Source organism: Pelomonas cellulosilytica, assembly GCF_021353265.1.
Classification (GTDB): Bacteria; Pseudomonadota; Gammaproteobacteria; order Burkholderiales; family Burkholderiaceae_C; genus Pelomonas; species Pelomonas cellulosilytica.
Genome location: NZ_JAJTWU010000022.1, coordinates 1 through 20640, shown reverse-complemented (window position 1 = coordinate 20640; position 20640 = coordinate 1). Strand labels below are relative to the sequence as shown.

23 protein-coding genes and 3 pseudogenes are annotated in these 20640 nt (G+C 62.1%); 20 read left to right on the top strand and 6 right to left on the bottom strand.

Annotated elements, in window-relative coordinates:
* Positions 1–149: 149 nt before the first annotated feature.
* The 4 genes and pseudogenes from LXT13_RS28175 to LXT13_RS28160 form a co-directional block, all read left to right on the top strand.
* Positions 150–692: pseudogene (locus LXT13_RS28175) on the top strand (LysR substrate-binding domain-containing protein); the annotation flags it as partial.
* A gap of 140 nt (positions 693–832) precedes the next feature.
* Entirely contained in the window at positions 833–1369 is a 537-nt protein-coding gene (locus tag LXT13_RS28170; protein WP_233375750.1) for a hypothetical protein, read from the top strand.
* A gap of 60 nt (positions 1370–1429) precedes the next feature.
* The gene (locus tag LXT13_RS28165; protein WP_233375749.1) at positions 1430–1762 is read left to right on the top strand and encodes a hypothetical protein; all 333 of its coding nucleotides are present in this window, start codon (positions 1430–1432) and stop codon (positions 1760–1762) included.
* Positions 1752–3116 (top strand): type II toxin-antitoxin system HipA family toxin, encoded by a 1365-nt coding sequence (locus LXT13_RS28160; RefSeq protein ID WP_233375747.1) that lies wholly within the window; start codon positions 1752–1754, stop codon positions 3114–3116. The genes LXT13_RS28165 and LXT13_RS28160 overlap by 11 nt, the downstream gene beginning before the upstream one ends.
* Before the next feature lie 607 nt (positions 3117–3723).
* Here LXT13_RS28160 and LXT13_RS28150 read toward each other — a convergent pair.
* A complete protein-coding gene (locus LXT13_RS28150; RefSeq protein WP_349254876.1) occupies positions 3724–3966 on the bottom strand; it encodes a helix-turn-helix domain-containing protein in 243 nt (80 codons plus the stop codon).
* Positions 3967–4357: 391 nt separating this feature from the next.
* Between LXT13_RS28150 and LXT13_RS28145 the strand changes: the two genes are divergently transcribed.
* The 3 genes from LXT13_RS28145 (at position 4358) to LXT13_RS29130 (ending at position 7053) form a co-directional block, all read left to right on the top strand.
* Positions 4358–4759, top strand: a complete 402-nt coding sequence (locus LXT13_RS28145; RefSeq protein ID WP_233375743.1) for a DUF4398 domain-containing protein — start codon at positions 4358–4360, stop codon at positions 4757–4759.
* 39 nt (positions 4760–4798) lie between these two features.
* Positions 4799–5725 carry an OmpA family protein gene (locus LXT13_RS28140; protein ID WP_233375742.1) on the top strand — a complete coding sequence of 309 codons (927 nt, stop codon included), beginning with the start codon at positions 4799–4801 and terminating at the stop codon, positions 5723–5725.
* A gap of 266 nt (positions 5726–5991) precedes the next feature.
* Positions 5992–7053 (top strand): sensor histidine kinase, encoded by a 1062-nt coding sequence (locus LXT13_RS29130; protein ID WP_233375740.1) that lies wholly within the window; start codon positions 5992–5994, stop codon positions 7051–7053.
* On the opposite strand, the gene LXT13_RS28130 is transcribed toward LXT13_RS29130, so the two are convergent.
* The 3 genes from LXT13_RS28130 to LXT13_RS28120 all read right to left on the bottom strand — a co-directional run bounded on the left by LXT13_RS28130 (position 7032) and on the right by LXT13_RS28120 (position 9215).
* Positions 7032–8327, bottom strand: a complete 1296-nt coding sequence (locus LXT13_RS28130) for a cation:proton antiporter (RefSeq protein WP_233375738.1) — start codon at positions 8325–8327, stop codon at positions 7032–7034. The genes LXT13_RS29130 and LXT13_RS28130 overlap by 22 nt on opposite strands.
* Positions 8328–8398: 71 nt before the next feature.
* Positions 8399–8896, bottom strand: a complete 498-nt coding sequence (locus LXT13_RS28125) for a hemerythrin domain-containing protein (protein WP_233375737.1) — start codon at positions 8894–8896, stop codon at positions 8399–8401.
* An 88-nt stretch (positions 8897–8984) separates the two neighbouring features.
* Positions 8985–9215, bottom strand: coding sequence for a hypothetical protein (locus LXT13_RS28120; protein WP_233375735.1), 231 nt, complete (start codon positions 9213–9215; stop codon positions 8985–8987).
* A gap of 601 nt (positions 9216–9816) precedes the next feature.
* Here LXT13_RS28120 and LXT13_RS28115 point away from each other — a divergent pair.
* The 3 genes from LXT13_RS28115 to LXT13_RS28905 all read left to right on the top strand — a co-directional run bounded on the left by LXT13_RS28115 (position 9817) and on the right by LXT13_RS28905 (position 12558).
* On the top strand, positions 9817–10023 hold the full coding sequence (locus LXT13_RS28115) for a cold-shock protein (RefSeq protein WP_233375752.1): 207 nt from the start codon (positions 9817–9819) through the stop codon (positions 10021–10023).
* Between the two features lie 256 nt (positions 10024–10279).
* Entirely contained in the window at positions 10280–11341 is a 1062-nt protein-coding gene (locus LXT13_RS28110; RefSeq protein WP_233375734.1) for a S1 family peptidase, read from the top strand.
* Positions 11338–12558 carry an esterase/lipase family protein gene (locus LXT13_RS28905; RefSeq protein ID WP_233375732.1) on the top strand — a complete coding sequence of 407 codons (1221 nt, stop codon included), beginning with the start codon at positions 11338–11340 and terminating at the stop codon, positions 12556–12558. The genes LXT13_RS28110 and LXT13_RS28905 overlap by 4 nt, the downstream gene beginning before the upstream one ends.
* Positions 12559–12874: 316 nt before the next feature.
* Here LXT13_RS28905 and LXT13_RS28100 read toward each other — a convergent pair whose 3' ends face one another.
* On the bottom strand, positions 12875–13141 hold the full coding sequence (locus LXT13_RS28100; RefSeq protein WP_233375731.1) for a hypothetical protein: 267 nt from the start codon (positions 13139–13141) through the stop codon (positions 12875–12877).
* A gap of 167 nt (positions 13142–13308) precedes the next feature.
* On the opposite strand from LXT13_RS28100, the gene LXT13_RS28095 reads away from it, so the two are divergent.
* The 3 genes from LXT13_RS28095 to LXT13_RS28085 all read left to right on the top strand — a co-directional run bounded on the left by LXT13_RS28095 (position 13309) and on the right by LXT13_RS28085 (position 15203).
* The gene (locus LXT13_RS28095; protein ID WP_233375729.1) at positions 13309–14040 is read left to right on the top strand and encodes a Crp/Fnr family transcriptional regulator; all 732 of its coding nucleotides are present in this window, start codon (positions 13309–13311) and stop codon (positions 14038–14040) included.
* A gap of 54 nt (positions 14041–14094) precedes the next feature.
* Positions 14095–14817, top strand: a complete 723-nt coding sequence (locus LXT13_RS28090) for a Crp/Fnr family transcriptional regulator (RefSeq protein ID WP_233375728.1) — start codon at positions 14095–14097, stop codon at positions 14815–14817.
* A gap of 179 nt (positions 14818–14996) precedes the next feature.
* The gene (locus LXT13_RS28085; protein ID WP_233375726.1) at positions 14997–15203 is read left to right on the top strand and encodes a hypothetical protein; all 207 of its coding nucleotides are present in this window, start codon (positions 14997–14999) and stop codon (positions 15201–15203) included.
* 62 nt (positions 15204–15265) lie between these two features.
* On the opposite strand, the gene LXT13_RS28080 is transcribed toward LXT13_RS28085, so the two are convergent.
* On the bottom strand, positions 15266–16015 hold the full coding sequence (locus LXT13_RS28080; protein WP_233375725.1) for a DDE-type integrase/transposase/recombinase: 750 nt from the start codon (positions 16013–16015) through the stop codon (positions 15266–15268).
* Between the two features lie 308 nt (positions 16016–16323).
* Between LXT13_RS28080 and LXT13_RS28605 the strand changes: the two genes are divergently transcribed.
* The 7 genes and pseudogenes from LXT13_RS28605 to LXT13_RS29090 all read left to right on the top strand — a co-directional run.
* Positions 16324–16455 carry a hypothetical protein gene (locus tag LXT13_RS28605; RefSeq protein ID WP_255719799.1) on the top strand — a complete coding sequence of 44 codons (132 nt, stop codon included), beginning with the start codon at positions 16324–16326 and terminating at the stop codon, positions 16453–16455.
* 42 nt (positions 16456–16497) lie between these two features.
* On the top strand, positions 16498–17349 hold the full coding sequence (locus tag LXT13_RS28075; RefSeq protein WP_233375723.1) for a HEAT repeat domain-containing protein: 852 nt from the start codon (positions 16498–16500) through the stop codon (positions 17347–17349).
* On the top strand, positions 17349–18281 hold the full coding sequence (locus tag LXT13_RS28070) for a hypothetical protein (RefSeq protein ID WP_233375722.1): 933 nt from the start codon (positions 17349–17351) through the stop codon (positions 18279–18281). The genes LXT13_RS28075 and LXT13_RS28070 overlap by 1 nt, the downstream gene beginning before the upstream one ends.
* 87 nt (positions 18282–18368) lie before the next feature.
* Positions 18369–19337: an ATP-binding cassette domain-containing protein gene (locus LXT13_RS28065; RefSeq protein ID WP_233375720.1), complete on the top strand. Its 969-nt coding sequence runs from the start codon at positions 18369–18371 to the stop codon at positions 19335–19337.
* On the top strand, positions 19334–20095 hold the full coding sequence (locus LXT13_RS28060) for a hypothetical protein (protein ID WP_233375719.1): 762 nt from the start codon (positions 19334–19336) through the stop codon (positions 20093–20095). The genes LXT13_RS28065 and LXT13_RS28060 overlap by 4 nt, the downstream gene beginning before the upstream one ends.
* 212 nt (positions 20096–20307) lie before the next feature.
* Positions 20308–20577 (top strand): annotated as a pseudogene (locus LXT13_RS28600) (DDE-type integrase/transposase/recombinase); the annotation flags it as partial.
* Positions 20520–20640 (top strand): annotated as a pseudogene (locus LXT13_RS29090) (IS5 family transposase); the annotation flags it as partial. The pseudogenes LXT13_RS28600 and LXT13_RS29090, both read left to right, overlap by 58 nt.

Genomic DNA, 20640 nt, shown 5'->3' with positions numbered 1-20640 from the left:
CGCGTCAACCGTCGCACCGCGACCTTGCAAGCCATGGACGGCCGCAACTGGCGCGTCGGCTTCGAACTGCTGCGCCACGTCCTCGACGTCTAGGTCAAGAGGGTGGTGAGGCGACGCTTACGGTTAATTGATCGCATACGTTTTACAGGGCGTATCCGGACATCAAGGTCGAGCTGAGCTTTGACGACGGCTTCGTCGACATCACCGAACGCGGGCTGGATGCGGGCATCCGGCTCGGAGACTCGATTGCCCAGGACATGGTCAGCGTGCGACTCACCGAGAGCGAGCCTATCGCCATCCTTGGCTCGCCTAACTACCTCAAGGAGCGTGGCATACCTAAGGAGGTGGCAGACCTGGTGTCACACGACTGCATCCGCTTTCGGTTCCCGTCCACGGGTCTCATCTTTAGATGGGAGCTGCTCGTCGGCGGGCAGTTGGAGGAGTTGGAGGTTGGCGGACCATGTACGGTCAATGACACCGCCTCAATGCTGGCTCTAGCGCTCGAAGGTATGGGACTGGCCTATGTACTGGCCTCAACGGCGAAGCATCACGTCAAGTCAGGCGCGTTGAAGCAGGTACTCCAAGATGCATCTCCGGTTCTGCCCGGCTTTCACCTCTACTACACGAGCAGGCGACAGCTACCAATGAAGGTGCGGTGCTTTGTGGACTTCATGCGCGCCCAACTGAAATAGAACGGCCAAGACCCGACCGTGTGGCTGCAATGACTTCCGAGCCGTTGCAATGGATCGGCATCTGCCTTGCTGGCCTCCGAGGTTTCAATTCGGCGAGGCGGTGCATTAAGTCAGGGCATTCTGCGACGCGCTTGGTGGCTATGCAAATCGAGTTGAAGCCCTCGACCTACATCGACGAGGTGCCCGAGAGCCCCATCGACGCCGCCGCTGTCCTGCCGGACGAAGCGCTGGCGGCCGGTGGCCTGGTGCCCGTTGCAGCTTTCATGCGCACGCGCAGCAGCGCCAACGCCTCCCGGCTGAAGAAGTCACGCCCCAAGGCCGACGTCGCTGGGCTGCTGCAGCTCAATGTGGTGGTCCCTGTCCCTGGGCACGCCGCCATCAAGGCCATGGCCAGGGAGCTGCAGGCCGGCGCTGCGTTGCACGATGTCCTGCAGGCCACGCTCGTGAACGCCTCCCAGAGCACGGAGTCGGCACAGGTGGGCGTACCGCCCTCCCCCTTGATGGCTTCGAGCCGTGGGACGGTGGCTGGGCCTGCGCTAGCCGCTGCGTCCGCACGAGCATCTGCCGATGCGTCTGGAGCTGGCCGACGCTGGCAGCAGACGCTGAAGCCTCTGAACATTGCGCGGCATAGAGCGTCCCGCCCACCGGCGTCGGGACAGTTTTGCGACGAATTCTGATCAGCCGTAGAATAGGCGACACGCCCTTATGAGGGGCATTAAGCATGGTTAATGCACCCTATGGATCGCACAAAACCACAAACTCCCTTAGGGGTGACGGAACTGGCCGCCCGGCTGGGGGCGCGCATTCGGACCGCGCGGGTGCGCCGCCGGCTCCGCAAGGAAGACCTCGCCCTCAAGGCGGGACTCAGCCGCAACGCCATCGATGCCGTCGAGGCCGGCAAGCTCACCACTGGCCTGGGCACCTATCTCCAGGCCCTGTGGGCTATGGGGCTGGCTGAGGGCCTGGACCTGATCGCGGACCCGGGCCTGGACCGCGACGGCCTTGCGCTGGAGCTCGACGGAAAGACGATGCGGGTGCGCGTCGGGACCAAGGCCGACAATGACTTCTGACCAAGACGATCAGGTCTACGTCTGGGTGCTGCTGCCAGGCGACTTGCAGCCCACGCTATGCGGTCGCCTGCGCATCAGCGAGAGCGTGGAAGGCGGGACGGTCGCAGAGTTCGTGTACGGCCGAAGCTACCTGCAGCTGAAGCACGCCAATCCACTCGACCCCATCCGGCTGCCGCTGGCGCTGTCAGCGTTCAAAGCCACCAGCCAGGCTACGCAAGGCGACCCCGATGTGTTCGGCGTCATTGCAGACGCTTGCCCGGATGACTGGGGCCGCTACGTCATCACCCGCCGTCATGGGCCCCAGCGCTTCCCCATCGGGTTCCTGCTGCGCTCGCAAGAGGACCGGGTAGGCAACCTGTGCTTTGGACGTGAACTGGGCGAGGTGCCTCATCTCGGTGAGCCTGTCCACGTGGAGCTGTTGAACGACGCGTGGGCCGTCGTGGTGGGCCTGGACACCGGCCGGCCGCTGCCACCGGATCTGGAAAACCGCGTGCGGGCCAACACTGGCATGGGCGGCGCGCGCCCGAAGCTGACGGTCTCCGATGGCGCCCACCAGTGGCTCGCAAAGTTCCCTTCGCACCGGGATGACCGTCGCTATTCACAGGCCAGGTTGGAGGCGGCTGCGCTGGATCTGGCCGAGTGCGCAGGCATCACCGCTGCAAAGGCGCAGCTGCACGAGGTTCCGGCCAGCGCCAACAACCCCGGTGGTGTGATCACCCTGGTTCGCCGGTTCGATCGCACCAGGGAGCCGGGCGGCCAAGGATGGCTGCGCGACGCGTACGTGAGCGCGCGGACGGTACTGTCCTCTGAACAGCGGAGCCGGGCGCGGGCGTATATGGGCAGCTACCCACAGCTGGCGGAGCAGCTGCAGCGTTGGAGCAGCAACCCCACGGCGGACAGGCGCGAGCTGTACCGCCGCATGGTCTTCAATTGCTGCGTGTCCAACACAGACGATCACGATCGCAACCATGGGTTGCTGGCAGACGAGCTGAGACCGGGCATGCGCCTGTCGCCGGCCTTCGACATCGTCCCTCGCCTGCACAACACGGTCCGCCGGTACCAGTCCCTTTCCGTCGGCGACGACAGCGCGCTGGCTACTGTGGAAAACCTGCTGAGCAGCGCGGATCGGTTCTCGATCCCCCCGGCGGAAGCCCAATCGATCATCGACGACGTCCAGCAGGCTGTCGCCAAGCACTGGCGAGACTGCCTGCGCGGCCGGGGGATGACGCCAGCCGAGTTAGAGCTGCTCGCGCCTTGCTTTGCAGAACTGCCGAAGAACGAGGCGCACGTCGAGCAGCTCATCCAGGCCCGATCGGGGGCGGCGGGAGTTAGCCTTGCGCGGCCACGTCCTTGAACAGTTACACAGAGCCGCGCTAACTCTGAGTCCACAAACTCAGTGGCGCGTTGGGTAAGGGGAGCACCAAAGCGGCAGCGAAGGCGCCGAAGTCCTCCAAGTCCCAGAAGCCGGCGAAATACGCCGATGGCGCGGGCAACACCTGGGGTGGCACGGGAAAGCGTCCGGACTGGCTGCGCTAGGCGCTGCTTGGAACTCATGCACACGCGCTCGTAGCCGGCCTCGTCGCCCAACTCATATAGGCGGCGCAGACACTCGTCCTCGTAGATGGCGATGGTGCCGCGTGCCTTGCACTCAGGCCACAGTGAGTTGTCGAGCCCGAAGTTCGCCACGACCACCTTGCGTCTGGGCCGTGCTGGTTAATGCATGGTGTTCGACATGCCCCGAATCGTAGAGGCACTGAGAAGAGCTAACGCCCGGTTCCAGCCTCGTACAGCAGGTGCTCGACACCCGCCAGGTCCTCGTCCGAGTGGGGCGCGCCCCCCTGCGTTCAGCTGCAGGTCGAACTCCAATAGCCCTGCACGGCGAGCGAAGCCGACGACGTCGAAGCGGCCCCGAATGCGGCTCGGATCGAACGGCGTTCCCACGAGGTCGGCGGCCAAATGGCTCAAAACGACTTCACCGAGTCGGCGAGCCTCGAGTGAGGAACTCTCCATGTCACGGTCATGCGCCGGGTCGTTCGCTGCAGCAGACGCACGCCAAGGTGGCCTTCGACGTCGCGTATCAGCTTGCTGGCGATTGCGATTGCGATTGCGTTGGGGTTAGGCATGTTCAGGGAGTCCGCCGCCCGAGTGAAGGTGTCCGGCTCGATGGCCCGTTCGAGGGCGCGTATCGCCAGCAAATGGTCCATGTCGACTCTCCGGACGGCGTCTTGATCGCAGACAACGGAAAGTCAAACGCCTGCGCGAAGCACTGGACACGGCCGCCGCAGCGGCAGCGTTCAAGCTGGACTGAGCGCGCTCATCGCGTTGGTCCGAGCGAAGCACCAGCCAAGGATGCGGGGCCGGGCGGTCAAGGCGCGTGGGGATCCACGATGTTTGCCTGTAGGCACACACGACGCCCCATGCTGCTAACGCATCCATCACGCGTTCTACGAGCGTGCGGTGGCGGACAGACGGCGCACCCGAATGCCCGCAGAGTCGGTGGCACAGCGCGTTGCGGGATCACCCACCTTGCACCGCCCTGGGTCGCCGGCCCGTCCGGCGTGTGCCGCCACTGCGGCTTGACCCGAGGAACCTTCTATGAACTCGATGCTCTACTCTGTTTCCGCCCTGCCGGCCCGCCCGCTCACGGTCCTCACGCTGCTGGTGACCGCCTCCTTGCTAGGCGCCTGCGCCTCGACACCTGAGGCGCCGCCGCAGCTTGCCGTGGCCGAGGCCGCCGTGCAGCGTGCCAACACGCCCACGACCATGGCTGACGCCCCGACGCAACTGCGCGTGGCCACGGACAAGCTCGCCGCGGCCCGCGCCGCGGTGATGGCTGGCGACACGCCGCGCGCGCGCATGCTTTCCGAGCAGGCCGAGGCCGACGCCCGCGTCGCCGAGCTGCATGCCGACAGCATGCGTTCGGGCAAGGCGGCCAAGGAATCCGAAGACGCCGCACGCGCGCTGACCGAAGAAGTCCAGCGCAAGCCGGCACGTTGAGCGCCGCCCAACCATTCCCACTTTCTTCGAAAGAATTCCATGAACATCCGACTCCACACCACCCCCTTACGAACCGCCCTCACAGCGACCGGCGTTGCCCTGCTTGCGGCGTGTAGCTCCATCCCGATCCAGAACAGCATGCTGGATCAGGCCCGCAGCCGACTTCAGGCCGCGCAGGCCGAGCCGCAGACGGTCGCCATGGCCGCCGACGAACTCGCCCGTGCCCGAGAAATGCTGCGCCGCGGCGACCAAGCCCTGGCCAATGGCAACGACACGGCGCAAGTGACCCACCTGGGCTACATGGCCCTGCAGCAGGTCGTGATCGCCGAGGAGACGGCCGCAAGCCGCAAGGCCCAGGCCGTCGTGGCCGGCGCGGGCGCCGAGCGCGACCGCATGCGACTCGAATTGCGAACCCGCGAAGCCGACACGGCGCAGGCGCAGAAGGCCACGGCCGAACAGGCCTCCGCGATGAAGAGCGCGGAATTGGCGCAGTCCCGGGCCAATACTCAGACCGAGCGCGACCGCGTGGCGCGCCGCGATGCCAAGGTCAGCGATCTCGAATCGCAACTGCATGACATGAACGCCCGCCAGACCGACCGTGGCACTGTGGTCACGCTCGGCGACCTGCTATTCAACACCGGCGCAGCCCGGCTGCGTCCGGCAGGCGAGCGCAGCATGGCGAAGCTGGCTGACTTCATGAGGCGCAACCCGGAACAGCGTGCCTCTATCGAAGGCTACACCGACAGCACGGGCAGCACGGCAACCAACCAAGCGCTGTCCGATCGCCGCGCGCACGCGGTGATGTCCGCACTCATGCAACAGGGCGTGCCGGGCAATCAGCTCACCACGCAAGGATTCGGCGAAGAGCGCCCCGTGGCCAGCAATGACACGGCGGGTGGACGGCAGATGAACCGGCGCGTCGAGGTGGTGTTCGCGAGTCTGACCGAAGGCCCGGCCAGGAACTAGCGCCATCTGGCTCTGTTTGGCCTAGCCAGGCGAAGCCGATCAAGCCGCTGCACCGACCCGGCCGCCAGATGGGCTTGCCGACGACCACGTCGCTGAGACGCCAAATCAGTTCGTCGAGAGCGAGGTCCTGCACCTCGGCAACGCGCTGCCCAGCACCTGCACCTGTAAGCCCTTCAAGGTTCGACCGATGACGCCGACCACCGCCACAAGGCGACGCGGCTGCCCACGGGCTGCACCGCTGGCAGCAGGGCTTCGACCTGGCAGAAGTGACTCGCGAACTCGGACGGCTGAACGAATGCGTCGCCGACGAACTGGAGAAGTACGCCGTCGCCCATCCTGACCTGGACCCCGGCTGCATGACGGGCGCATGGCGCATCTGGGGCAAGCAATGCGGCGACGCGGTCAACGCCAGCGCGGCGAAGTACTTCACGCTGCAGCAGATCGAGGCGAGCAGCCACATCCGGGACCTGGAGCGTGCTCCGCAGTCCCTGCGCGAACTTGAGCAGGAGCGCGCCCGGCTGTGGCAGCAGGCGGCGCACGACCTGCGCGGCAACCTCGGCGTGGTGGCGACCGCCACCGCGGGCCTCGCCTCGCCGGTGGTCTCGGAACCCATGCGCACCAGCTTCCTGCGGCTCTTGGACCGCAACGTCAGCTCGCTGAGCGAGCTCCTCAACGACGTGACGAGCCTTGCACGGCTGCAGGGCGGACTGGAACGCAGCACCCTGCAAGCCCTCGACGCCGCCGCGCTGCTGGCAACGCTGTGCGACGACCTGCAGCCACACGCCAGGGAGCGTGGCCTTTACCTTCGCTACACCGGTCCCGCCTCGCTCCACGTAGGGGCCGATTCGGTCAAGGTCCGGCGCATTGCACAGGACCTCGTCATCAACGCAATCAAGTACACCCGCAGCGGTGGCGTCACCGTCAGCTGCGGCGGCGGCGAATCCAGCGATGTCGAGCGCTGGTTCTTCGAGGTGCGTGATACCGAGCCGGGCTTTCATGCCGGTCCAGGCTCGCAGCTGGCGGGCGCGCTCGAAGACGCGACGGACCAGGCCCGCCAGGTCGCGAGCGACCACAGCACCGGAGAGATCACGCATTTCCAGACTGATCTGGCCGGCACCCTTCGACGCCCGACGATCCGCGGCCCGTGCAGCAACAGGTCGTGGAAGGCGTCGGGCTGTCCATCGTCAAGCGCCTGTGTGACCTGCTCGACGCGACCACCGAGCTCGAGTCCCGGATGGGCGAAGGCACTGCCTTTCGCATCTTCCTGCCGCGCCGCTACGTTCTCGCGGCCGAAGGCTGAATTCCCTCAGTCGTGGCGAGAGAGATAGCGCCGCATCAGCGGCTGCGCGCTCAGACCGTGCACGACGATGGAAATGGCGACGGTCCACAAGGTCAGAGCGACCAGTACGTCAGCGATGCGCACCTCCAGCCCATGGCGCAATGCGAACATCAGGTAATAGATGGAACCAATGCCGCGGATGCCGAACCAGCTCAGCATGACTCCCTGTTGAACGGACAACTGCTCGCCCATGATGGCCGGCAGCACCGACACCGGCCTGAGCACCACCAGCAGCAGCGGCACGAACCACAGCGTTGCCGACAGGGGCGCGGCGTACGCCAGCATCGCACCGACCACCATGACGAGAGCCAGTTCGGCGAGCTTTTCCAGCTGACCGTTGAACAGCTGCACCGAATCGCGCATCGTGGCGCTCGCATGGTGGGAGTGCGTGGCCAGCGTTTCGTACGAGTGTCCCTCAGCCTCTTCAGCCGCACCTAGCGGAGGGCTGTCCGCGATGGGCTTCTCGTCCACTCGCTGCAGCGCCAGCCCGCTGGCGAAGACGGCCAGGAAGCCCGATGCGTGACAGAGCTGGGCCAGGCCGTACGACAGGCCGATCAATCCCAGGCCGAGGAAGACGTCCAGTCCCACCGCTTCCCGGTGCCTTGCGCGAAGGTAGACGACGAGCTGCCCCATCGCCGCGCCGAGGGCGCCGCCCAACACCGTGCCGACGAGCGGCGACCACAGCAGCTCGACGCTCCACCAGTGCAGCGGTGGGCTCGTCGAGGGCTGCGCGATCAAAGCCAGCCCGAGCATCACGAACGGAAAGGCAGCGCCGTCGTTCAAGCCGCCTTCGCCGGCGAGGCTGAAGCCCAGGCGGTCCGGGCGCGAGCCGGGTTCCGACTGCACGCCGGAGGCCAGCACGGGGTCGGTAGGTGCGAGGATGCCTCCGAGCAGGATGGCTGCTCCCAGTGGGAGGCCCAGGGCCATGACGCCGAAAAGGGTGATCAGCGCGACCATGCAGGTCATCGAGATGACCGCCAGCCGCAGCGGCAGCCACCAGCGTCGATCCCACAGGGGTACGCCCAGCTGCAGGCCGACGGCAAACAATGAGATCAACAGTGCGATCTCGGCCACGGTCTCAAGCAGCGGGGCGTACTGGATCGGATCCGGCGTGAGCACCCCAAGCACCGCAGGGCCGAGCAGCCAGCCGATACCCAGGTACAGCATCGCGCTGCTCAGAGGAAGCCGCCCGATAAGCGTGCCGAGAAGCATCAAAGACAGCAGCACAGCGCCGATGACCACCGACCAGCCGGCGAGGGACATCCAGCTTCCTCAGTGTTGACGGCGCTTCATGAGGGCGGCATCCGCGGCGGCAGTGATTCGAGCGTCGCGGCTCATTGCGGCTCTTGCATCTCGGCCAGCAACTCTTCCTTGCGCTGGGCCATCTCCCCGCCCAGCGCTTCGAGATCGAGATCGCTCTGCCTGACCTTGCGGAACATCTCGTCCTCTTCTTCCTCGACGTGATGGCCTATGTATTCGCTGAGCACCTTGACCATGGCGTCGTACAGGGCATCGGCGGGCACCGAATCCTCGATCTTGGTGATCAGGTCCTTGACACTGGCGTGCTCGACTTCGGCCTCGTCGGCGAGGTCTTCGTCGTCTCCCAGCACCTCGCGCGCAGCCGGGTAGAAAATTTCTTCCTCGATCGTGGCGTGGGCGGTGAGCTTGGCGCAGATGTCGAGCGCGAGCTGCTTCTTCTCTTCATCGTCGCCGTCGGCCTCGACAAGCCGCTTGTAGGCCTTGAACAGCGCCTCGACCTCCTTGTGGTCGGTGATGAGCAGGTCGATGGCATCGGTGGATGCAGGGCTGTTCGTGGTGTTGGGGGTGTCCATGATGGTCTTTCGGTCGGCACGAACCGGCCATTGCGAGGCGTCTCGCGGTGTGGAGGGCGCAGCGGGCCATGTGGCCCGCCGCAATGGGTCAGTTGTTGCCGGTGGCCTGGCGGACGTCGCCGCCTGGGCGCGTGTCGCCTGCGTCATCGGTGTCCTCGCTCAGCGAGCCTTGCTGCTGCTGCTCGCGGCTCACGGCGTCGTTTTGCTGCCGCCGGGGCGGCTGGCTTGCGGGCTGCTGACCCTGCCATGGGGTCCGGTTGCTGTCACCCTTGGCCGGTGATGCGCCATCGCTGCCGGGCTCGGCGGCGGGCGGTCGCATGTCGGGCGCGTGGTCGACCCGCTGCTGGCCGGGCGATGTGTTGCTGCCGGATCCAGACTGCTGCTGACTTTGGCCTTGAGATTGATTGCTGTTCATTGGAACCTTCTGATGTGCCGGGGTGTCCGGTGAAGCCTGCAAGGCAACGCGCGCGCCTGCATGCCCGTCGGGGCGCGCAAAGCTTCGCTCCCGGGCGTCGACGACAGATTCCTCGCCGTCAGATGACCCAGCTGCCCCCCTGCCCCGGTAAATCCCACCGATAGCGCAAGCCGCTCAACAGCTTTACCGATTCGGCCGACCGTGCAGCGCCCCGCCCCAACCTATCAACCGTCCGGGCTAACGCTTGCATGCATGCATGCATGCATGCATTTGCAGCCAAGCCGCCAATTGCTTGACAGGCGTGCTACTCTGTTCGCATAGATTCGCGCAAGACCGTTTTCTCAAGGTCTTTTCTGCGGCCCCGCAGGCCATCCCCGGCCTCTCTTGCGAGCGGCTCGCTTCAGCAACTCCCCGGTGAGTGTTCTTGAGTGTTTCTGTCTCTGCACGGCGTGCGCCGGCGGAGGGTTTTCTCCATCTCTACTTTCTCCAAGGAAACATCATGGCCATGCAAACCGGCACCGTGAAGTGGTTCGACGACGGCAAGGGCTTCGGCTTCATCACGCCTGACAGTGGCGGCAAGGACCTGTTCGCCCATCACAGCGAAGTGCAGAACGGCGGCGGCTTCCGCTCACTGGCTGAGGGCGCCAAGGTTGAGTTCGAAGCCACACAAGGCGCCAAGGGCCCACAGGCTTCGAAGATTCGCACGCTCTGATCGTGCACGTGCTGCGCTGCATGCGCACCATCAGGCCGGCACCTGCCGGTCGATTCATGGTGCGCATAGGGCGCGGCGGCGGCCTGGAGTCAATAGCATTGAAGCCGCGAGGCTTCGCACCTTGCTCCAGTGCCGCCAGATAGATTGATTTTCTCGGGGCACGCTGCAAGTGACATAGCCCCGCGTTGACTTGCTTGAAGCGTCACCGGCGGAAGCGTCGCCCTTGGCGGGACAAGTCCTCAAGAGGAGTTGTCCCGTGTCCTTCCCATCCACGCCACCGAAGCCGGACAAATCGATGCCGGCGAGCGCGGGCTCCCCGCCCGGCGAGGCCGTACTGGAGCTGGTTTCCACCGAGCACGCTGACCTGCAACGTCAGGGCGCTCAGGCACAGGACCGGGGCGAGGCTTCGGCATCGAACCCGATGCCAGAAACGATCAACAAGCCTGCTGCGACCGGTGAAACCCAACGCATCTGGTCGGATCGGCGCGACGCCTGGGATCGCGGCCACGACGCTCAGCAACGCCCGCTGGTCTCACCGGCACAACCACCTAGCGGCATGGCTGCCGACGAGCCCGACCTGGATGAGGTCCTCTTCGGCGTTACTCGCATCCTGACTTTCGCCGGCGACAAAGGGCTGACATCGGCAAGTGGCTTCTTCTTCGAACGGGATAGCCGGCTCTTCCTTGTCACCAGCCGCCATGTGCTGTTCGACGAGCCGACACACCATGCACCCGACCGAATCGAAATCAAGCTGCACACCGACGCCCGGAACCTGACCGAGTTGGTAACACTGTCGATCTTGCTGCACCGCAACGGTCTGACCGTGTGGAACCAGGCGCGCGACAGCGCTGGAGAGGTTGACGTCGCGGTTGTGGAGATCGACCGGACCGCTTTGCCGATTGATTGCGTCATGCGGCCCTTCGGCCCGCAGCACCTTCCGATGGGATTCGAGCTGTTCGAGGTCGGCGACCGACTGGCGATTCCAGGATTTCCGCTTGGCTTCTTCGACACCCTTCATCACCTGCCCGTGGTGCGACAAGCCAGCGTAGCGTCCTGGTACGGCGTTCGTTTCCAGGGCATGGGCTACTTCCTGACGGATGCACGTCTTCACCGCGGCAGCAGTGGCTCCCCCGTCCTGGCCCGAGTCGAACCCACCCCTGCGGGCCGACCGCGCTGGTGCTTGCTGGGGGTGCACTCCAGCCGAATGGACATGGCCACACGCGATACCGTGCTCGACGATTCACTGGGCTTGAATTGCGCTTGGTATGCCGACGTGCTGCTCACCCTGACATCCGGCCCGAGCCGCAATCTCCCGTGACACAACCCCTCCTTCAAGCCGCTGATCTGCGCGGCGCCAAGAGCCTCAGCTCCGACGCCGCGGCAAGCCTGGCCAATCTCGTGGAGGCCATGCATGCGCACATTGAAACGCTGCCACGTATACCCGGCCTGGGCGACGCCACCCAAGCGGACGAGCGCGCGCAGGGCCTCACGGGCCTGACTTACAAAACCGTGCGCGGCGTGACCCACCTTTCAGGCGGAACGATCGACAGCTTGCTGGGCTGGTTGGCGCCGGCCTTGGTAGCCGCAGATCCGCACCAGGCGCCCCATCCGGAACGCGAGGCGATCCTCGCGGCACTCAACGGCGTGATGGGCGACCACCTGGCGACGACGGGCCACCCGCTTGCCATTGGGATGCAGTTCCGTCACTCGGGCCGGTCCCTGCCGCTCGACCGCCATGCAATCCGTTCACGCCTGGGCACCATCACGCCCAAACTGCTGGTGCTGCTGCATGGGCTGTGCATGAACGACCTGCAGTGGCGCCACGAAGGGCATGACCACGCTGAGGCGCTCGCACGCGACCTGGGTTACACGCCGGTCCACCTGCATTACAACAGCGGGCTGAGTGTGTCGACCAACGGTCGCATCCTGGCGCAGTTGATGGAGGGGTTGTACAACGTCTGGCCCATGCGCATCGAGCGGCTGGCGGTGATGGGCCACAACATGGGCGGGCTGGTGGCGCGCAGTGCCATCCATCACAGCGCGCTGATACAACGCGGCGCTCTTCGCTGGCCGGGACGCGTCGACGATCTGATATTCCTGGGTACGCCGCATCATGGCGTACCGGTTGATCGCATCGGCCCCGGCCTGGACCTGTTGCTGGGCGCCACCCCCTACGCATCGTCCCTGGCCCGACTGGGCAAGGTCCGCAGTGCAGGCATCCATGACCTTCGATTCGGCAACATCCTCCGGAGGCCGGCAGGCAACGACGACGTGGGACAGGCCGACGCCGTGGGCTTGCCAGGCGGGACTCGCTGTTATGCCATCGCCGCCAGCCTCGCTCCCAGGCCTGGCAGCTTGAAGACAGATGTCGGAGATGGCCTGGTGCCGGTCGCCAGCGCGCTGGGGCAGCACGACGACCCAGCCCTGAGCCTCGCCTTCGAACCAGAGCGTCAGGCTGTCATAGCCGACACGGGACACCTCAGCTTGTTGTCGAGCACTGAGGTTGCGGCCCTGCTGGGGCAATGGCTGGGCTGAACTCGCACTCTCTTGCACGCCAAGCGCCGCGGCCACGGGAGCAAACGCATGCCGGCTCGTGCTCGTGGAGTTCGCACTTCTTGTGCCTGCACAGATCTGACCCAGTACCCCCGCCTCCGCTGCTGACGGCAACTTCGAGTCGAAGTGGCGTCTCGCGTGCGACAGCGGTGGGCGCCATGTCCTGAGGTGCAGATGCACGCGGTCCATCCGCTGCACCGTGCGTCGCCTCTCCCGTGGGTTTTTACGACCAGCTGCACTACCTGCCGGTGATGCGCAGCGCCGCCCTCACCTTCACCTTTACCTTCGGCTAGCGCATTCAAGGCCAGGGCCGCTTCGTGACGATACCCGCACAAGCCTCGGCGGCAGCACTGCGCCGGTCGTGCGCCACGTCACAGGCGACGACACCGGCCTGCCCTGGCAGCTGTCGGGTGTGCACACCACAGGCATGGACATAGACATAGACATAGACATAGACATAGACATAGACATAGACATAGACATAGACATAGACATAGACATAGACATAGACATAGACATAGACATAGACATAGACATAGACATGGGCTACAGCAAGGAACAGCACGATGCCTGGCCAGGTTTGAAACCGGCTTCGTACTCGACGCGATGCTGCCATTGACGAATCAGCGTGAATGCTCACAGTAAGATGGTTATGTTCGCTGTCGCACCTATCGACTGCTCACGGTTGGCTAGACTCCAGAGTCCGGTGTCACCAAGGTTCAGGAGGGTTAGATGCCTTTACCGCCCGACGCCATGGACCCGCGCAACAACAGCTTGTTGGCATCCCTGCCAGAAGAGGAATGGACACGCTGGTCGGGCCAGCTGGAATTCGTTCCATTGACGCTGGGCCAGGTCATCTATGAATCGGGCCGGCCGCAAAGCCATGTGTACTTCCCCACGACCGCGATCGTGTCACTGTTGTACGTGATGGAAGACGGCGCTGCCGCCGAAATCGCAGTGGTCGGCTATGAGGGCGTCGTTGGGGTTTCCCTTTTCATGGGCGGCGAGACGACACCCAGCCGCGCCGTCGTGCAGAGCGCAGGTGGCTGCTACCGGCTGCGGGCAGCTGCCATCAAGACGGAGTTCAATCGCTACGGCGTCGGCATGCACCTGTTGCTGCGCTACACGCAGGCCCTGCTGACCCAAATGGCGCAGACGGCTGTCTGCAACCGACACCACGTGCTCGAACAGCAGCTGTGCCGCTGGCTGCTGCTGAGCCTGGACCGAATTGCCGGTGACCACCTTGTGATGACACAGGAGCTGATCGCCAACATGCTGGGCGTGCGCCGCGAGGGGGTCACGGAAGCGGCGCTGAAGCTGCAGAAGCTAGGGCTGATCGACTATGCGCGCGGCCACATCACCGTGATCGACCGCCCTGGCCTGGAGCAGCGCAGCTGTGAATGCTACGCTGTGGTCAAGCGCGAGTACGACAGGTTGCTCAAGCCGACATCGCCTGTGCGCTGACTGGTTTGTGCGCTGGCGTACAGCGTGCGTGGCGAGGCAAGCGCAGAGTGGCGCATGTCCGCCAATCAGCTGCTCGATCACTTGCCCGCCGCCGAACTGCGCCGGATACTAGTTCTAGGTGCGCACGTGCCGCTGCACAGCGGCCAGTCGCTGCAGACGCAAGGGCTGCCGTTGCGCGCGCTGCTGTTCCCGGTGCGGGGCTTCGTCTGCCTCGTCACGCCGCTGGACCAACACGAATCGGTGCAGGTGGGCATGGTGGGGCGCGAGGGCGTGCTGGGTGCGGAGTCACTGCTGGGTTTGTCCACCAGTCCAGTGGAGGTGGTGGTACAGGAAGGCGGCCAAGCCTGGAGCCTGCCGGTCGTCGCGCTGCGTCGCGCGCTGCCCCGCAACCCTGGCCTGCGCCGCCTGCTTTCTCGCTACCTGCTGGTGCAATTGCGCCATGCGGTCTCGATGGCGGCCTGCCTGCATTTCCATCCACTTCAAGCCAGGCTGGCTCGTTGGCTGCTGATGGGTCAGGATCGCGCCGAGGGCGACGGCTTCGCGGTGACTCAGGAGGACTTGGCCCACCTGCTGGGCGTGCGCCGGGTCGGCGTGACTTTGGCGGCGGGCAGTATGCAGAAGGCGGGGCTCATCCAATACCACCGCGGATGGATCCGCATCAGCGACCGTCCAGGCCTGCGGGAACTGGCCTGCAGCTGCTACGCCCAAGACTGCGCGACGTATCTGCTAGGCATGAACTTCCCCCCGGATCACGGGCTGGATGCGCTGAAGCACTGACGTATACGGCCCTCTACGCGCTGCTACACCGAGAACATCGCTCATGCGGCACGGCGTGCTGTGCAGCCGGCCGGGCGTGTGCCAGCGCACAGACTGCACGGCCTGTCCTGGCGAGCATGCCGGCTGACCATCGCTCGATGCTCGACTCGCTGACAGCATGCCCAGGCCGGAGCCCCATCATGACGTTTGAACAGGAAGTCAACTCCCTCAAGCAACGCATCGCGAGAGCGGAGCATGCCCGTGACCGCTTGCGCGCGTCCGGAGATCAGGAGCAGTACATGCAAGCATGCTCAATGGTCAGCGCCTTGGACTTGCAGCTGGAGTCGCTCCTCGATACGCAGCCGCGTGAGGAAGAGCGGCTACCCGGCCCCAACGCCGGCTCATGATCGGGTCAGTCGGCATCGAGCAGACCCCTATGCCCCGAAGGTCAGCGTCCGTGACCTCCGGCTCAACCCGGTAAGGCAAACCCACGCTCACAGCCGTGCGTTGAGATCGTCCAGACTGCCGATGTAACGCTCGTCGAGCTCGTCCAGGAAGCCGGCGCGAGAGGTTCGGTGATGCCGCTCCAGCTTTCCCTTGCCCTCGGGCGACAGAAGATCTGCTGGATGCCCAGCTGTGCGCAGATGCCCTGCAGCGTGGCGGCACGGTAGGCCGCGCCGTTGTCGACCACGAGCTTCAGATGTACGCCACGGCGCAGCAAGGCCTGCTTGAGCACGCCCTCGATGTCCAGGGCCGTCTCGCCCAGGCAGAAGGTGCGGTGCGCCACCAGCCGAGAGGCGTCGTCAAACGCCGAGACGAGGTAGGTCTTGCGGAGTTGCCCGCGGTGCGGCACGCGCGGGCCGTGCGTGACGTCGTCGCACCAGAGGGTGCCAGCAAACTCGGCAGCGAAGCTGCGCCGCTCCTCGGGCTTGTGAGCAGGACTGCGCGACAGCCCGTGGCGCTGCAGCAGCCGGTGCACCGCCGAGCGTGACAGCGTGCCGCTGGCCACCGTCCCGGCCGCCTCCAACAAGCCCACGATCTGGCGCACCGAGCGGCGCGCATTAGCGCGCTTGGCCGCCAGGATCGCCTCCCGCAGCGCCGGCGCGAGCTTGGGAGCCAGGGCGTCCAGCCCATCGCGGCGCCAGGCGTAGTACCAAGCCTGGTTGACTGGTGAGCTGGGCGGAGAGGGATTCTGCAGGTCTGAGCAATTAACGGTCAAAGAGCCTGGCCGACAGCGTTGAGAACAAATACAGCTGCAGAAGTAAATATTTACCTTGAATATGGCGGTTCATATCCGTGGGCGTGGTTTTGGCACTTGGCTTTCAGTGTCAATTGCCGCCGACACTTGGAAAGCCAACTCGGAAACGTTCCCCTAACTCGATGTTTGACATCCGTAGGCTTCGCCACGTCAAATCGAGATGCCGGCTCGCGCCTTAACGTTCTCAGTTCGGGGGGCGGTCGGCAATCCTTGTGCTAGTTCAATCCCCGAATAAGGAATGAATTTTTGCTTAAACAACAGGAGAGTATATGAAACTGAAGCTTTCTTTGCCCGATCTTGAAGTGCCTATCGGTTTGGCGGGATCAACCTGTACGGTCGTCGGGCTACCTGCAGTTCGCGTCATCATCAGCATTATCGTGAAGCGACCGCCCTCAGTTTGATTTGCAGCGGCCCGCAGACGCGGGCCTTTTTAAGGCGGAATGATGAAGAATACCTATTTCGACGATCGGGCTGTTGGGTCGAACTTGTTCGGCTTCATCGATTATGCACGCCGCACAGTCGTATATAAAGACGACGCATCATTTTGGAAGGCCAGCGAGAAATTTGAAGGTGCATTGCCTGAGCTTGCCGTAGAGTGCACTGCACTGATCAATCGCGAGCTCTCCGCGATTCTGAATAACTTTGAATATCACTCCCCGCTTTGGGACGCTGGTCAACTGATTTTCGCCCTCAACGCAAATTTCGCGCTTTCGCTCACGCTGATGGTCGCGGAACCCAAGCATATTTTCAACGCCGTGGCGAATTCTTGCTACGGCGTGGTGGGACGAAATTCAATCAACATTCGCCGATATCGATTACCCTCCAGCATTGATAGGCGCGTGTTTGATAGATCAGTGACTCTCGTGCAATACGACGACTTCCCACTGATACCTGGAGACGTACTTCGACTTAACTCAGGTACAGATGCTGTAGATTGGTCATTATCGGATCCTGTGCTAATGCTGCGCTTCACCTCAGCGTCGACAGAAGCGCTGCAATGGGGCTTTGATCGCCAACTTAAGACGGCTTGGTCTGCCACGGCTGTTGATCCGGAGTCAACCCAACTGGTCTGCTTGGCATCCTATTTGGGCAAAGAGGAATCGGTCTCCTCGCTCGAGCCCCTTCGCGGACTTTCTACGCACCCACAACATCACGTACGGTGGGCGGCAATACGAGCCATTGCCAGTATCAGTGGTGAGGCAGGTATTGAGCAATTGCGCTCTGCCAGAATCGATGAACATCCGCATATAAGAAATGCCGCCATCTCAGCACTCGCTGCAATAGGGGCGCAATGATGAAAACCATTGAAGAAGCCACTCAATCGTCAATCGACCTCAGCGAGTGCATAGAACTCCTCGACAACGTTATTGACCCAATGGACGCATCATCGCTTGTGCTGGCAGCTCCAGTATTGAAGCAATTGGCGAATAACCGACAGTTTCTAATTCAGCGCTTCAACAGCGATGTCAAGAACTATATTGATAGCGACTACGGCGGCAACTTCTACTCGCCACATTCATTTTTATTGAGCCCTGCAAGCAAATCTTTCTTCATTAGAGCAAACATCTGGGTGCCAACTGGCTCCAACAGTGGTGCCACAGCCAAATACGAAGAGCGGCTGCTTGCTTATAACCGCCCTCACGACCATAATTTCTCATTTGCCACTATCGGCTATTTTGGGCCAGGCTACGAGACGTTACTTTATGAGCACGATTTCGAGAAAACGCTTGGGCACATCAAGGAACGCGTGTCATTAAAATACACCGGGCGTGCGACTTTGACGCAAGGAAGAATAATGATCTACGAGGCGCGGAAGGATGTTCATACGCAGCTTCCTCCAAGCGATCTCAGCGTGAGCCTAAATGTAGTAATAAATCGTGACGACGAGACCCAGCTAGATCAGTTTTATTTTGACGTTGACTCTTGCGAGATCACAGAATACAGCGATACCGTCCCCTCTAAGAGAGTCAGTCTACTCCGTATTGCGCGTGAACTCGGCAACAACGACACCGCAGAGCTTCTATTGCAAATTGCAAAACAGCATCCGTGTCGACGTACACAGCTGCAAGCGCTGTTGTCTGCAACCGCGGTTGACCAATCCACGATGAGTGACGCACGACGTATTGCCTCTCATAGCAACAATGCATTGGTCCGGAGTTTCTTAGATACTCCCTATGAAGTCTACAACGCCGCTGTTGATCTGGACCATTTATTTAAGAACGCCTGATATCGTTCGAATATGATCGGTTGAGCGATAAAGCCTAGACTCATTTGGAGGTGTCGGAGGCCCAGCAGGCAGCGGAAAAGGATTATCGTGCACAAGAGAAGCGAATTGTTGACTTTCGATGGCGTCTCGAAAATTTACAGGAAGTCGGGTGAGCCGGTAGTTGCTCTGGATAGCTTTTCGCTAAGCATTTCGACCGGCGAAATCGTGGGGCTTCTAGGGCCTAATGGGTCAGGTAAAACAACATGCGTAAAGCTTGCTACTGGACTTGTTAGTGCGGACGAGGGAATCGTAAGTTGGCGAGGTGATCCGCTACCTAAACAATCGCCTTTCAAACATCTGCGCGAAATGGGGGTTCTACTAGAAGGGCGGGGCGCCGCATATGACCGACTTTCAATCCTCGAAAATTCGCGGTATTTCTGCAAGCTTCGCGAATCGAAATTTGATGCTTCCTATTTTTCTGAACTTGTCGATGCACTTGAAATTGAGGATGTAAACACACCCATACGTCAGCTGTCGACTGGGAATAAACTGCGCGCCGGCCTACTGGGTAGTCTTATTCACAAGCCCACGCTCCTACTCCTGGATGAGCCTACTTTAGGCATGGATATCTTCGGAGTTGAATGTCTGGAAAGAATTCTTCAGAGTGGTGTGTCCAAAGGCGTCGCCTTTGTGTTGAGTTCTCACGATCTCGACTTTGTTGAGCGCTTGTCTAGCAGGATTGTTTGCATAAGCGGTGGACGCAAGGTGTTCGACGGCGATAGATCGCATTTCATGGGTTTGTCATCTCGATATCTATTAAGTCTTGACATCGCAGAAACCAACCTAGAGGCGGCGCGCGAAGCGCTCTCTTCCTCTACTGGTAGGGTCTGGCGGTTTGTATCAGCCTCCCAGATCGAATTGCATATAGATGACTACCAGCAAGTCTGCAAGATTCTTATCGATTTGCTGCCCGTGCTCTCTACATTTAGAGGCATGGAACTCCGCAGCGTGTCACTTGCCGACAGGTACAAAGCACTGATCGAATTTCAGAGGGAAGGCGAAGGGCCGATGGCATGAACTTGAGTACGCACTTTGAAAACGAACTTCGCAGAAATGGTTACCTATTCAGGCGGTATTGGATTGAATCGATTTTTCTTCTTGGCCTTGTCATAACGCTATTTGGAGGATTCGTTTTTGCCGTCCTTTCATTCAACGAGAGTTCCTGGAGTTCTGGAGCAGTTGACCGCCTGATTGTTGGGTTTGCGTTATGGTTGTTTGCAAATGGTGCAGTCAATGGTGCAATGGGTGATGTAATGGAAGAGACGGAGCAACGGACGCTTGAACAAATATGTATTTCACCGCTTCCCCTCGAGAAATTGCTTCTGATTCGTGCGTCTGTAAAAATGCTTACGTCGCTGCTATTCCTGCTAATTGCATTGACAATTGTCGATAAGCTTACAGCTGCTCGCCTGCAGATCAATTTTTCCGTCATGCTTGCTCTTGCTTTGGGAGCGCTTCCTTCGTTACTCGGCATAGGCTATGCCTTGGCTGGCCTCTTGCTGGTTGTCAAAAGAGGTGCGGTTGTTCAAATTGTTATTCTTCCAGCCATCATCGGCCTGGTTTCTCTGCCCGCATTTCCAGTAAACGTCTTTGCCGCACTGCCGTATTCACTTGGCGCTGCTGCGGCTAGAGCGGCTTCTGGCGGTGCACGAATAGATGCCGGCGTTTATGTCACTGTAGGATTAAACTCGTTGCTGTACTTTGTCTTTGGATTGCTAGTTTTTCGCTGGTTCGAGAAGCGAGCCAGACGGGATGGAGTTCTCGGCCATTTATAGAAAGGCAACTGCTCAGAAACGAGACCGCTGCATAACTGATGCCGAAACGAGCGCGGCCAGCCGTTTTGGCGTGAGCGTCTGGCTGAGCCACATTGACCGCGGCGTCAAGCCTTGGAGAATGTCTGCCCCCTGGTCGCAGCACCGCAGGACAGTCCCCCCGCGTCAAAATATCTGTCGCCTCCATAGGTTCTGAAATGGGGCGTAGATGCGACTACGCGGCGTTCGTGGTGGACGTGTTCAGCCGGCGTATCGTGGGCTGGCGCCAGAGCAGTTCGATGCACACTGAGTTCGTGCTCGATGCGCTGGAGCAGGCCCTGTACGACCGCAAACCCGGCCAGGCGCGAGGCCTGGTGCATCACTCGGATCGAGACCGCTGCTTAACTTCCCTGATGCGCGGCGCCGGTAGATCGGCTGCAATCAGTACATGGACAGCTTCTTCCTCATGGGTGCCAAGCCGCTGGTCCAAGACTCGCCGACGATGAAGTTGCACGAGTTGCTGGACTGGGCCGAGATCGCGCACAAGCTCAAGGGTCTGTACAAGCGTG